The following is a 12,087-nucleotide window of genomic DNA, read 5'->3' on the forward strand; positions in this document are numbered from 1 at the left end:
GGGGCGACGTGTCGAACATGTGGCGCACCACCGAGGACATCACCAACAAGTGGGACACCGGGCAGACCAACGGCTACCCGATGGGCATCCAGAACATCGTCAACGTCACCGTGCCGCTGGCCTCCTACGCCAAGCCCGGGTCGTTCAACGACATGGACATGCTCGAAGTCGGCCGCGGCGGCATGAACGACACCGAGATGCGCAGCCACTTCGCCCTCTGGGCGATCATGGCCTCGCCCCTCATCGCCGGCAACGACCTGCGCAACATGGACGCCGCCACCCAGACGATCCTGAAGAACCCCAACCTCATCGCCATCAGCCAGGACACGCTCGGGTTGCAGGCCGTGCAGATCTCCAACGACGGCACCCGTCGCGTGCTGGCCAAGCGGCTGGCCAACGGCAACGTCGCGGTCGCCCTGTTCAACCAGGGCGGTGGCACGACCACGGTCTCGACCACGGCGAGCGCGATCGGCCTGTCGGGCAGCTCGTTCACGCTGCGCGACGCCTGGACCAACGGCACGACCACCACGTCCGGCACCATCTCGGCCAGCGTCCCGGCGCATGGCACGGCGGTGTACGTCGTCAGCGGTGGCGGAGGCCCCGCGCCCACGTCGTTCTCGTTGGTGAGCCAGAGCTCCGGCCGATGCCTGGACATCCCCGGCAGCACGCCGACCAACGGCGCCCTGGCCCAGATCTGGGACTGCAACAGCCAGACCAACCAGCGCTTCACCGCGACCGCGGCCGGTGAGCTGCGCGCCTACGACGGCGCGAAGTGCCTGGACGTCTACAACCAGGGCACCGCCAACGGCACCGCCGTGACGTTGTGGGACTGCAACAGCCAGACCAACCAGCAGTTCCGCGTCAACTCCGACGGCAGCGTGACCGCGGTGGCGTCGGGCAAGTGCCTGGACGTCAACGGCGGCGCCACCGCCAACGGGACGAAGGTCATCATCTGGGACTGCCACGGCGGCACCAACCAGAGGTGGACCCGCACCTGATCCCCGGGCGGCGACCGCGGACTCCGGGGTCGCCGCCCACCGGACCGACCTCGGTGGCGCGGTCAGCGGCTGGGACCCAACCTGGGCACGACCGGCGGTAACGAGCGCATGACCGCGCACCACCGGACCCGCCCCGCGCCACCTCGTCCCACACACCACCAGCCGACGATCCCGCCGACCTCGACGGCGGCCCGCTTCCGAGCACCGGGAGTCACGCGGTTCTGTCAATCCCCTCAAATCGTGGAGACGATGTTATGCCACTTCGGTCCTGACCTGGGCCGTTGATGCCGACCGTGTTCGTGCCATCCGATGCTCGAACGGGATCGGGGCCAGCCCGTCGTTGGCGCTGTGTCTCCGGGTGGTGTTGTAGAAGTCCGCGATCCAGGTTGAGATCTTGATCCGGGCCTCGGCGCGGGTCCGGAAGTGCTGTCGGTGCACGAACTCGACCTTGAGCGTGCTGTTGAACGCCTCGGCGGCGGCGTTGTCCAGGGCGCAGCCGACCCGGCCCATCGACTGCACGATGCCCAGCGACCGGCAGGCGGCGGCGGTCGCGGTAGCGGTGTATTCCGACCCGCGGTCGGTGTGGAGAACCACCCCGTCGACGTCCCCGCCCCGGATCGCGGCGGCCATCCGCAGCGACGCCACGACCAGGGCCGCGTCGTGGTGTTCGGACATCGCGTGACCGAGCATCCGACGGGAGAACAGGTCCTCGGTCGTCGCGAGGTAGAGCGGTCCCTCGTCGGTGTCGACCTGGGTCACGTCCCCGCACCACAACACATCCGGCGCCACGGCGGTGAAGTTCCGCCGCACCAGGTCCCGGGCCACCGGCCGTCTTCCCTGCCGGGTCAGCGACCGCCGCCGCTTCGGCGGACGCCCGGCCAGACCCAGTTCGGCCATCCGCGCCGCGACGGTGTTCTCCGAGATCACCCAGCCGGCCTCGCGCAGGTCACGGGTGATCCGCGGGCTGCCGTAGGTTCCGCCCGAGGCGGTGAACAGTCTTCCGATCTCCTCGTCCAGCCGCGCCCGCCGCCGGTCACGCGCGGTCGGCTTCCGGTTGACCCACTTGTAGAACCAGGACTGCGAGACCTCCAAGGCCCGGCAGGCGATCGCATGCGGGACACCAAAGGCGGTCCTCTGGGACGCGATGAACTCCGCCACGATCACCGGTCCATCGAGTCCTTCACCCACAGGACCACCGAGCGCTTGAGGACATCACGCTCCATCTCCAGCTCGGCGCGTTCCTTCTCCCACCGCGCCCGCTCGGCCCGCAGCCGCGCCATGTGCAGGGTGTAGGCGCTGATCCCCAGATCCCGGGCCACCTGCGCGACCGGTTTGCCGGTCTCGGCCACGATCCGCACAGCACCCGCACGGAACTCCGGATCGAACCGGCGTCTCTTGTCTCCCACGACCCAACCATCTCTCTTGGTTCAGGTCTCCACGCTACGAGGGGAAGCGCATTCCCCATCCGTGACTGCGACGGCAAGTTCCCCGCCCTGTTGACGTCATCCTCGCCGACGCGGGCACCCGAGGCATCCTCAGCGGCGTCCGGATACCGCGGATGAACGCGATCATGGAACGCTGGATCCGGACCTTGTGCCTGCCGATAACCTCATCCATGCAGGTAGAAGACGCACGGCGCTTGGCGTCCCGAGGCGCTCAGGGTCTCGGCTGCCATCCGCTGTGGCATCGACCAGCACGGCATGATGACCGGCGACCCGGAACCGCAGCGGCAGGTCGTGGCCGGAGAGCAACCGGCCCGGCATCGCGATCCGCTCCGGTTCGGGCAGCGGGGCCTGGCGGGTGATGATCCGGGGCCGCAGCTTCGCGACCGCGGCCGACGGCGCGGGCCGGCCGTCGGTGGCGGTCTTGCGGACGCCGGCGGTCTCCGCGGTGGTGGCCACCAGGTCGGCCGGGGTGCAGCCGAGGATGTCGCAGAATGCGGACAGCACCTGAAGCGAGAGCCGTTCCGGGTGCGGGAGACCAGGCGGTGGACCTGGGACCGTCCCAGATGATCACCCGTTCGGATGATGTGGATGCGCTCGTGCACGCACCACTGTTGGCGCATACCTCGTTCGTGGAGAACCCCAAGCGCAAGGAGCGCCTCGTGGTGGATCAAATTCGCACCGTCGGCAAGTGGATCTCAGTCGATCCGAACACGCCCGAGATGAAGCTCGACGGTCTGGACAGCGATCACATCAAATGGGGCGTCCCGGCCACGGGTGACCCGAACGCCGGGCGGAGCGAGTACGAGTTCACCGGCGCCCTCGCTCACACGAAACACGACGGTAGCAACAAGTTCGAGGTCACACTGGGCACGTTCACGCACCACAACTACGTGATCTTAATGGGGCAGCAAACGGAATTCCAGGCGACTCTCGAGGTCGACATCGAGTTCAGGGACGATGGTACCAAGCACAAGTGCACCGTCGTTTTCTCTCACGTCGAAACCGTCAACTCGCCTGGCTACGTGGACGACAAGGTCAAATTGCCGGAGGTCTCCGGTAACGAGATCGTGCACATCGAAGGTGTCGAGTACAAGGTGTCGATCGTCGGTTTCCTGGTGGGCGGCCACGGCGAACCGCTTCCCCAATTCCTCAGCGCTGAGGGCAGGCACAACGAGGCCGACATCATCGCCAGGTTCGAGCGGACGAACCCGTTGGTCGGTGGCTGAACCGTGGATGGGCTTGATGACGGTTGTGGTCGCCTCGGGCGTAGCTGCTCCAGGTCGTTCCGGCTTGTGCGGCGACCTTGGCGGCGGTGACTTGGTGGTAGCCGAGGGCGTCGGCAACGACCGGGGCGGGCATCTCCGAGACGTGCTGGCGGAACGCGGCGGTGCGGCCGGCAACGGTCGGGACGCCGAGCTCGTGGACGAGTGCGGTCAGGTGCTCGGCGTGTAGCGGCTGGTTGGCGCGGCGGCCGGGGAACAGCCAGGTGGCGCCGGGGTTGGTCGCGGTGCTCGTGTTCGCGCGGTCGGCCGCGTAGTTCAGCAATGAGCCGCGCCTCCGTCGGCAACTCGCGAGTCCAGTCCGCTACGAGCCCGCGGACCGGCTCTGGTTCGCCGCCCTGTCCGGCTTGGTGGATCGTCGACGTCGGTCGGAGATCTTTCCGGTCACCCCGGCGGCGGCGGTAAGAACGCTCGTGCTGAAGCCCGGCAGCACCCCACCGCAGCACACGACCCCGCCGCCCACAGACCGCTCCGCACCCGCGTCCTCGGCGGGCTCATCAACGAGTACAGACCAGCAGCGATGACATCAGGTGCTGTTAGAACGCGCGCTGCTCGGGAAACGTCCAGTCGAAGCGGATCGCGATCAGACGCAGAGCCGTGGTCACGACAACGCAGACCAGACCCGCGATCGGGATGGGCGTACCGAACTCGGCGAGCACGACGAGCATCCCCGCCCCCGCTCCGGCTGCGACCGCGTAGAGAGTGCCGACCTGGAGAAACGAGATGGGCAGGCTCAGGATGACGTCGCGCAGCATTCCGCCGCCGATCGCTCCGATGACGCCCGCGACCACTGCTCCGGCCTCGCCGGCGCCGAGCGACAGCGCCTTCGAGGCCCCGATGGCGCCGAACAGTCCCATGACGACCGCGTCGAGCCCGGTGATCAGCCAGTCGACCCGCGCGAGGACCGGTTGCAGTGCCATGCCGAGGATCGCGGAAGCTCCCGCCACCACCAGGTACCAGTTCTTCCACAGCACGACGGGCGGCTGGTCGAGCACGATGTCGCGCAGCAGGCTGCCCCCGAGCGACACGGCGAGACCGATCACGACGACGCCGAGCACGTCGATGCGGCGATGCCGCTCCCCCGCCGCGAACAGAGCACCCTGAAGGCCACCCAGACCCGCGGCGGGGAGCTCGATCCACAGCGCCACCTGAAACGGCATGACGGACATGCTGGGACGCCCTCCGAAAAACCGGGGGCCGGCTCGCGGAGCGTGCGAGCCGGCCCGGGATGAGACAGCCGTGCGTCAACCGTTGGCGGCGGCCTTCTGCGTGGCGGTGACGATGACGTCGGCGACGACACCGGCCTGCGTCGCGTACAGGGCGTGGCTCGCCGAGACGTTGGTGATCTCCGCACCGATGCGCTTGGCCATGTGCTGCAGCATCGCCTGGTCGAATGCCTTGTCCTCGGTCGCGATGACGGCCCAGCTCGGCTTCTCGCGCCAAGCCGCGTTCTTCACCGGCTCCGCGAAGACCGACATGTTGATCGGCACCTGCGAGTCGCTCAGGAAGGCGGCGTCCTCGTCGCTGGCGTCCGCGGCGAAACCGGCCTTGAACTTGTCGCGGTTGATGAAGCCGTAGCCGTCGTCCCCCACGTCGATGACGAAGTCCGGTGTCGCGGCGAACCCGTCGTACTGCTGGGCGGTCGTCTCACCGGCGTCGGGCGCCAGCGCCGACACGTAGACCAGGCCGGCCACCTTCGGGTGGACTCCGGCCTCGGTGATGACCGTGCCTCCCCAGGAGTGGCCGACGAGGATCGCCGGGCCGTCCTGCAGGTCGAGCACGCGCGTGGTCGCCGCGACGTCGTCCTCCAGCGAGGTGAGCGGGTTCTGCACGATCGCGACCCGGTAGCCCTGGGCCGTCAGCCGGTCGTACACACCCCGCCATCCCGCGCCGTCCGCGAACGCGCCGTGCACCAGCACGACGTTCTTGATCTCTTGACCGGTGCTCGTCATGAGGCTTGTCCTTCCGTGTGCCGCGCCTGGTGCAGTCGGAGCGGTTCGAGTGAGTCAGCGGCCTCCAGGAACCTGTCAGCCGCTCGGGCAACTAATATATTGGACATTACATATCGGAGCTCGTCTTGGCCAGTGCGTCCCGAAGCAGCCGACCGCAGTCGCCGAACCCGCCCTGACCAGGCCTTTGTTGGGTTGATGCAGCAAGACACCTGCCGAGACGACTGACGCCCGGCTGCGGCTCTCGGGCACTTGAGTGCACTTCGTCGCGCCCAGAGGGCATCCGCCGACGTCCTCGCTTGCTCTCCGCAGCCGCTCGGCTACAGAAAGGCCGCTGCCTGTGGGGTGTCAGAACTCCGCACTGGCATGCCGAGCTACGACGATCCCGCGCGCTGGGCCTCCAGGGCATGATCGTGGGGTGTGGCGTTACGACTGCTGCACCTGATCTTCGTCCGACTCAGTGACTGGCTGGTCCTGCTCAGCCGGTCCTCCGCAGCGGAGCGGTAATGCAACATGCTGATCGGTCCTGCTCCTCGGGCTGATCTATCTGAAGTTCCCTGGAAGTGACCAACGCATTCGCGTTGCTGCGCCTGGCGCCTATGGGCGATCGAGACAAGGACATGGAGAGCGTCGCGCTACGGCACCGGACTACCGTCCTGCAGCGCCAACTGGGCAACGCCCACCTGCGGTTCTCCTCCGCCGACCAAGCGTTCCTCGCGGCAGTGCTGCACCGGCTCCCGGCGGACGTGCTTCGCCGGACCCGCCTGCTGGTGCGCGCGGGGATAGTCCTGCGCTGGTCCCGCTCCTGGAGTGCCAGAACTCTGCACTCGGGCGCTGAGCTGCGGTGATCGCCCATCATGTGCCGTGTGCCGCTCGAAAAGTCATCGCCGCTGCTAGAGCGCGAGCGACACCGTCTCGGGAGCATGACCGTGTGATCGTGTCCCTGCTGTACAGGGCGACTCGGGAGCTGCTGTCCACCCCGCCGGCGCTGCTGCGCAGCGAGGCCGCGAAGGACGTCGAACCGCTGACCTGCGGAGGATCGTGCGCAGATCATCTACGGGGGCACAGGTGGCGGGACGTGAAGCGGTTCGCCGTCAGAGGAGTGACGGCAGCACGTGCTCCTCGGTGATCATCAGGCCCGTGGCGGTCATGGTCTTGGCCAGGTCGGGATCCCAGGTGGCCTCCGCGGGGCCGTTGTTCAACGTCGGCAGTTCGACGCCGCGGGCGATCAGGGTGGTGACGGCCTCGCGGTAGTCGTTCGCCGACATGCGCCACGCCGTGCCGCCGGTCCAGGCGAGGATGTCGTTGGTCGCGCGGACGCCGTCCGGTGTGAAGTCGTTGTGGCAGCGGACCGCCTTGCCGACGAGGTGGTGCTTGGCCTGTGTGGTGAGGCCGTTCGGGAGCACCATCAACGGGCCGGGCACGCCGGATTCGAGCAGGCGCGGGCTGCGGACAACGGTGATCTCCGGGGTCTCGAGGGTGTCGTTCAGCGTCAGGTAGCCCTGGGAGGTCAGCACCGGATCGCTATAGGCGTCCTTGAGGATTCCAGCCTGCTCCCAGGTCGTGCCCATGAGTTCGAGCGCCTTGCCCACGATCCGGGCGAGCGGCCGTCCGTCGTCGAGGTCGTTGCCGGCCAAGGCGTACCGGGTCGTGGTCGGACCGAGCTTGCCGAGTACCCAGGCCGCCTGGTTGGCGAGCATCGGCAACGCCGGTTGTGGGATCTTGCCGTACCGGCGCACGTGCGCGATCCACGGTGCGGCCCACGGTTCGTGCAGCAGGTTGTGCTGACGCAGTGCGAACTTCAGCACGGCGTCGGCCGTCGAGGCCTCCTCGGCCGTGGACATGCCGATCGGCCTGCCGTGCAACGCTTCCAGCACCTCGGTCAGCGTGCTGCCGTGCGCACGGACGTGCTCGTCCAGACGCGCCAGGGAGATCTGCCGGCGGGCCGGGTGCGCGACCGGCTTGCGCAACAGTTCGGTGAGCGCCGCGGCGGTCTTCTCGTCCTCGACGCGAATGCCGAACGCAGACCGGCCGCCACCCTCCAGGGTCTCGCGGGCCAGCCGCCACAGCTCAGCGAGTTCAGGTTGGTCCAAGCGCACCGCCCAAGCCTAGTTTCGCGATCCGGAGCGCGCGCGCCAGCCCTGAACACCCTTCGTAGCCGGAGAGGGTGGGCACGGCCCATGCGTTGAACCTGTGCAGTCGCGATCCTGCCGAGGTGGAACGCGGTCTGGATCACCGGGAGCGTTTGGGGTGCCAGAACTCTGCACTGAGGCGCTGATCTGCGGCGGCGAACTGCTCGTGCTACGAAACGAAGCCGCCGTACTGCACCGGACCACTCCCCGCCCGCGGCTGGAGTGGGCCGATCGCGCAGTGCCAAAAGCCGGGCACGTGCTCTGACCTGCGGTTGGGCTGCTGTGGGTTCGTACTCGTTGATCAGGCCGCCGAGGACTGGTCGGTGGCGTATCGAGGTGTAGCCCGGCTTTGCCGTCGGTCGATCTGGCCGCGGTGGCACGAGATGCAGTGCTCTGTGGGGTCGTCGGTGGTGTAGTGGGTCGCGTAGTGGTCCAGCACGGTCCGGAGATGGTGTTCGTTGATGATGAGAAGGCGGTCGGTGGCTTCGCGTCTGACGGTGCTGACGAACCGTTCGGCGTAGCGGAAGACGGCGTCGAACGCCTGGGCGTACTTGTCGTCGCGGTCGCGCAGCCCGCCGATCGGTTCTGGTTCGCTGCCCTGTCCGGGTTGGTGGATCGTCAGTTCCTCACCGCCCAGGCCCAGGGAACCATCGCGGCCGACTTCCTCCACCTCGATACCGTGCCCGGGAGGCGCCTCTTCGCACTGGCCTTCCTCGAACACGGCACCCGCCGACCGCACATCACCGGCGTCACCGCCCACCCACACAGGCATGGACAACGCAGCAGGCCAGGAACCTCGCCACCGACCTCGGTCATCGGATGGAGTCCTTGCGCTTCCTGCTCCGCGACCGCGACGGCAAGTACGGCAAGACGTTCGACACCGTCTTCCAGACCGACGACCTGCGCGTCATCGAGAGCGCGCCACAAGAGCCTCGTATGAACGCCCACACTGAAGGTGCTGTCCCGCGGCGGGGCGCGAATGGCCCCGCCGCGGGAAGGGCTCAGGCGCGGACCGTGAAGTAGTGGTCCCGCGTGCCTGAGACGTAGCCTTCCGGTGTGCGGCTGAACACCCGGAGCCTGTGGGTGTACGCGTTCGTCGGCGTGTAGGTGATGGTCGCCGTGCCGTCCGGACCGGCCGGGACGGTGATCTGCGGGCCGAATTCCAGCCAGTAGACGAACTCCGTCGACTCGGGCAGTGCCGAGGTGAAGGTGAACTCGATCGGTTCGCCGACCCGGACGCCACCGCTGCCGTCCGGCGGGTACTGCGGGCTGGCGACCGTCGGCTCGAACGCCTTCACCTGGAAGTCGTGCCGCGCGTGCGCCGACACCAAACCGGTTCGGGACACCGCTTTCACGTACATGTACCACCAGCCTGGCTTGGTCGGCGTGAAGTCGAAGGACGCGGTGCCGTCCGGGTTGGCCGGAACCACGCGCTCCGGCTCCCCTTCGAACCAGTACCGGTATTCCACGACGTCGGGCAGCTGTGACGACAAGCTGAACGCGCCCTTGACACCCGGCCGGCCGGACACTTGCCACGCGGGGTAGTCGGTGCTGGTGACCACGGGCGCGGCGCCGTCCGCGTGGAACTCCACCGTGGCAGCGCCGGACCGGACGCCCTCCCCGTTCGTGCTGAACACGGACAGCTCGTACCAGCCCACCTCAGTCGGGGTGAAGGCAAGCTCCGCCGTGCCGCCGGCGGACGCGGGCACCGTCGTCTGCGGCCCGTTGTCGACGCGGTATGTGAACGACACGGCGTCGGGCATCGTGGCGGTGACGGAGAACTTCCGCTCACGGCCGATCGGGCCTTCCCACGTGTCGATCGACACCTCCGGACGCATCGCGTCCAGGTAGAAGAAGTCCATCGAGGTGCCCGACTTCTGGCCGGTCGCGTTGGTGGTCCACGCCACCAGCTCGTGGAACTCCGGATCGGCCTCGGTGACCGTGATCGTCGCCTTCGCCGTGCCGTCCGGGCCGAGGGGGACGGTGGTCTCGGGTCCACTGTCCAGCCGGTAGGTGAGCTGGACCGCGCCCTCCTGGCGGGCGGTGAAGGTGAACTCCTCGGGCTTGCCCAGCTGCGGGCTGCCGTCGATCAACGGCCCGGTGGAGCGCACCCAGAACCGGTAGCTCCGTTCGGGTGAGCGGTTGCCGGCGCGGTCGATGCTCGTCACGGACAGGTACACCGGACCGTCGGCGACCGGGGTGAGGGACACCGTCGCCGACCCTCCGGGCCGGTCGGCGGAAACCCTGCCGTAGGGCAGGCCGATGCCGTCGTACTCGAATGCCACCACGTCGGCCACGCCGTTCGCGGTGAACGTGAAGTCGCCCGGCACGCCCTGCCCGCCGTCACCGGGCGGTCCGCCGTCCTCCCGGTACACCGGGGAGGTCACCGTCGGCTCGACGTCCGGCCTGGTGTGGTCGGCGGTGAACAGGCACTGCTCGGACCACTCGGACGTGGCGAAGCCGTCCTCGCCGCGCACCTGCCAGGCGTAGGTGCCCCCGTCCTGGACCATGTCCTGGGGGAAGTACGCGGCGGCGTAGCCGCTGCCCGCCCAGACGGGGAACACCTCGCGCCGCTGATCGGGCGCGGCCACCGGCCAGTACGCGAAGCGGGCTTCCAGCCCGTAGGGCCCGTCCGGGTCGCCGACCTGGGCGTGCAGGTTCGGCCCGTGGGAGGCGGTGATCATCGGCTCGGCACCGCAGTCCATGCCGTCGAGCTTCAAACCGGTGGGCTTCGCGGGCGGTTTGTTGTACCCGATGTAGACCCACGGGTTGTTGTCGTAGGTGCGCCCGTACGCGACGTCGTCCTGGAAATCGGCCGAGATCCGCGCCACGACGGTCAGCGTCGTGCCGCCTTCCGCGAGCGTCTGCCGGACGGCGTCGCCCAGGTCCCACGTGACGCGGTCGAACAGGCAGCCCTCCGGGGCGTTCGGACCGGGCAGCTTCACCTTCTCGCGCGGCTGGCGGGCCCACGAGACGGTACCGGTCGGCTTGACCAGCCACAGCTCGGTCGCACGCGGCTTCGCGCAGTCGTTGGCGGCGACTTCGGGTAATCGGAGGAGCGCGGAGAACACCGCGGCGCCTTGGAGTTGCGCCAGGTCGAATGTGAAGTAGGACTTGCTGATGTGCAGCTTGTCGTCGTCGTCCCGCCACGCGCCGACGCGCGCGTCACCGGTGGTGATGTTGCGGTGCGGGTTGCGGCTGTCGGTGCTCGACCAGGTCGAGCGGTGGACGGTGGCGTAGGACGGCTGAGCCGCCGCGGCGGCGGTGCCGGTGGGCACGGTCAACGCCCCGCCCACCAGAGTGGAGATGATCAATCCGGCGCGCACGAGGCGCACAGGTCTCGTCGGTTTCATGTCCCCCCTTGGGATGTGGCGGCTGTGTAGCCACCATCACGAATGATGCCATCCAACAGGATTCGGTGAGGCCGCAAGGACATGATCGTGAGATGTGGCGTTACGACTGCTATACCTGATCTTCGTCCGAGTCGGTGACCGGCTGGTCCTACTCAGCCGGTCCTCCGCGGCCAGGGACGTGCAATTGCTGGTCATTCGAGCTGTGCGCACTGGGTAATGCGGTACCGGCTCGGCAGACTGAACACCCCACTGCGGTGTGACGCATCCGGCGATGAAGACCGGAAGGTCATGCCCTAGGTAATCCGGTCGGGTGATGTAACACCCGGTTGAACGGTTCTGCGGCGTTGATCGGCTAGCCGTTCACTTCGCGGGCATCCCTAGTCCCGACGCCCCGGTGCGGACCGTGCTGGACGGTCCGGCAGCGCGTTCGGGGCGACAGAGGAGGGATCACGCCCATGTCACTCGAATCCCGCACCGCAAAGTCCTTCACGGCGATGTGTCGAGCACCCGGTTTCGGCATGTCGACGGCCCGCACGACACTCGCCGCCACCGCGTACCCGGAACACACATCCTCATGACAGCCGTGGACGCGCGGCACGCAGGCCGCCTGCGTGTGATCTTCCGCCTGCGCATCGCAGACGGCTCGGAGGAACCATTCCTGGCCGCGTACCGGCAGATCTCTCACCAGATATCCGAAGTGGACGGCTATCTCGGTGACCAGCTGTGCCAGTCGGAGGAGGATCCCGCCGACTGGGTGATCACCAGCGAGTGGTCGAGCCCTGCGCAGTTCCACGCGTGGGAGGCGACTCCCGGCCACCGCGAGATCGCGGCCCCGTTGATGGCGTGGGTGACGGCACGCAGTTCGCTGCGCTACCACATCCGCCTCGCCACCGCGGCGGCGTCGAAGTCGAGCAAGGTTGGAGGCTAGGT

At 68.1% G+C, this 12,087-nt stretch carries 14 protein-coding genes; 6 read left to right on the plus strand and 8 right to left on the minus strand.

The window, feature by feature from the left end; translation table 11 throughout:
- Nucleotides 1-998, plus strand: a 998-nt coding sequence (locus ACYVLT_RS08455) for an RICIN domain-containing protein (protein WP_461119575.1), incomplete at its 5' end; no start/stop codon positions are given.
- 252 nt (nt 999-1,250) lie between these two features.
- On the opposite strand, the gene ACYVLT_RS08460 is transcribed toward ACYVLT_RS08455, so the two are convergent.
- The 3 genes from ACYVLT_RS08460 to ACYVLT_RS08470 form a co-directional block, all read right to left on the minus strand.
- Nucleotides 1,251-2,186, minus strand: coding sequence for an IS3 family transposase (locus ACYVLT_RS08460; protein ID WP_461119576.1), 936 nt, complete (start codon nt 2,184-2,186; stop codon nt 1,251-1,253).
- Complete coding sequence (locus ACYVLT_RS08465; protein WP_461119577.1) at nt 2,159-2,404, minus strand: transposase; 246 nt, start codon at nt 2,402-2,404, stop codon at nt 2,159-2,161. The genes ACYVLT_RS08460 and ACYVLT_RS08465 overlap by 28 nt, the downstream gene beginning before the upstream one ends.
- Nucleotides 2,405-2,566: 162 nt before the next feature.
- Nucleotides 2,567-2,947 carry a hypothetical protein gene (locus tag ACYVLT_RS08470; RefSeq protein WP_461119578.1) on the minus strand — a complete coding sequence of 127 codons (381 nt, stop codon included), beginning with the start codon at nt 2,945-2,947 and terminating at the stop codon, nt 2,567-2,569.
- Between the two features lie 38 nt (nt 2,948-2,985).
- On the opposite strand from ACYVLT_RS08470, the gene ACYVLT_RS08475 reads away from it, so the two are divergent.
- Together ACYVLT_RS08475 and ACYVLT_RS08480 are read left to right on the plus strand one after the other, a co-directional pair.
- On the plus strand, nt 2,986-3,669 hold the full coding sequence (locus tag ACYVLT_RS08475; protein ID WP_461119579.1) for a choice-of-anchor K domain-containing protein: 684 nt from the start codon (nt 2,986-2,988) through the stop codon (nt 3,667-3,669).
- A 94-nt stretch (nt 3,670-3,763) separates the two neighbouring features.
- Nucleotides 3,764-3,895 (plus strand): hypothetical protein, encoded by a 132-nt coding sequence (locus tag ACYVLT_RS08480; protein WP_461119580.1) that lies wholly within the window; start codon nt 3,764-3,766, stop codon nt 3,893-3,895.
- A gap of 364 nt (nt 3,896-4,259) precedes the next feature.
- On the opposite strand, the gene ACYVLT_RS08485 is transcribed toward ACYVLT_RS08480, so the two are convergent.
- Nucleotides 4,260-4,883 (minus strand): trimeric intracellular cation channel family protein, encoded by a 624-nt coding sequence (locus tag ACYVLT_RS08485; RefSeq protein WP_461119581.1) that lies wholly within the window; start codon nt 4,881-4,883, stop codon nt 4,260-4,262.
- An 84-nt stretch (nt 4,884-4,967) separates the two neighbouring features.
- Nucleotides 4,968-5,675 carry an alpha/beta fold hydrolase gene (locus ACYVLT_RS08490; protein ID WP_461119582.1) on the minus strand — a complete coding sequence of 236 codons (708 nt, stop codon included), beginning with the start codon at nt 5,673-5,675 and terminating at the stop codon, nt 4,968-4,970.
- A gap of 596 nt (nt 5,676-6,271) precedes the next feature.
- Here ACYVLT_RS08490 and ACYVLT_RS08495 point away from each other — a divergent pair.
- Nucleotides 6,272-6,520 carry a hypothetical protein gene (locus ACYVLT_RS08495; protein ID WP_461119583.1) on the plus strand — a complete coding sequence of 83 codons (249 nt, stop codon included), beginning with the start codon at nt 6,272-6,274 and terminating at the stop codon, nt 6,518-6,520.
- Nucleotides 6,521-6,766: 246 nt separating this feature from the next.
- On the opposite strand, the gene ACYVLT_RS08500 is transcribed toward ACYVLT_RS08495, so the two are convergent.
- Both ACYVLT_RS08500 and ACYVLT_RS08505 read right to left on the minus strand, forming a co-directional pair.
- The gene (locus ACYVLT_RS08500) at nt 6,767-7,771 is read right to left on the minus strand and encodes a DUF2399 domain-containing protein (RefSeq protein ID WP_461119584.1); all 1,005 of its coding nucleotides are present in this window, start codon (nt 7,769-7,771) and stop codon (nt 6,767-6,769) included.
- A gap of 334 nt (nt 7,772-8,105) precedes the next feature.
- Nucleotides 8,106-8,564 (minus strand): hypothetical protein, encoded by a 459-nt coding sequence (locus tag ACYVLT_RS08505; protein ID WP_461119585.1) that lies wholly within the window; start codon nt 8,562-8,564, stop codon nt 8,106-8,108.
- 68 nt (nt 8,565-8,632) lie between these two features.
- Here ACYVLT_RS08505 and ACYVLT_RS08510 point away from each other — a divergent pair, with 68 nt between their 5' ends.
- On the plus strand, nt 8,633-8,827 hold the full coding sequence (locus tag ACYVLT_RS08510) for a hypothetical protein (RefSeq protein ID WP_461119586.1): 195 nt from the start codon (nt 8,633-8,635) through the stop codon (nt 8,825-8,827).
- Here ACYVLT_RS08510 and ACYVLT_RS08515 read toward each other — a convergent pair.
- Nucleotides 8,806-11,157, minus strand: a complete 2,352-nt coding sequence (locus tag ACYVLT_RS08515) for a hypothetical protein (protein WP_461119587.1) — start codon at nt 11,155-11,157, stop codon at nt 8,806-8,808. The genes ACYVLT_RS08510 and ACYVLT_RS08515 overlap by 22 nt on opposite strands.
- Nucleotides 11,158-11,731: 574 nt before the next feature.
- Between ACYVLT_RS08515 and ACYVLT_RS08520 the strand changes: the two genes are divergently transcribed.
- Nucleotides 11,732-12,085: an antibiotic biosynthesis monooxygenase family protein gene (locus tag ACYVLT_RS08520; protein WP_461119588.1), complete on the plus strand. Its 354-nt coding sequence runs from the start codon at nt 11,732-11,734 to the stop codon at nt 12,083-12,085.
- Nucleotides 12,086-12,087: the final 2 nt, after the last annotated feature.

This window comes from Saccharothrix stipae (assembly GCF_054781895.1).

What these genes read in the sequence shown, in the direction of transcription:
- ACYVLT_RS08485 (WP_461119581.1), bottom strand. Translation starts at nt 4,883, where the DNA reads ATGCCGTTTCAGGTGGCGCTGTGGATCGAGCTCCCCGCCGCGGGTCTG.
- ACYVLT_RS08490 (WP_461119582.1), bottom strand. Translation starts at nt 5,675, where the DNA reads ATGACGAGCACCGGTCAAGAGATCAAGAACGTCGTGCTGGTGCACGGC.
- ACYVLT_RS08495 (WP_461119583.1), top strand. Translation starts at nt 6,272, where the DNA reads ATGGGCGATCGAGACAAGGACATGGAGAGCGTCGCGCTACGGCACCGG.
- ACYVLT_RS08515 (WP_461119587.1), bottom strand. Translation starts at nt 11,157, where the DNA reads ATGAAACCGACGAGACCTGTGCGCCTCGTGCGCGCCGGATTGATCATC.
- ACYVLT_RS08520 (WP_461119588.1), top strand. Translation starts at nt 11,732, where the DNA reads ATGACAGCCGTGGACGCGCGGCACGCAGGCCGCCTGCGTGTGATCTTC.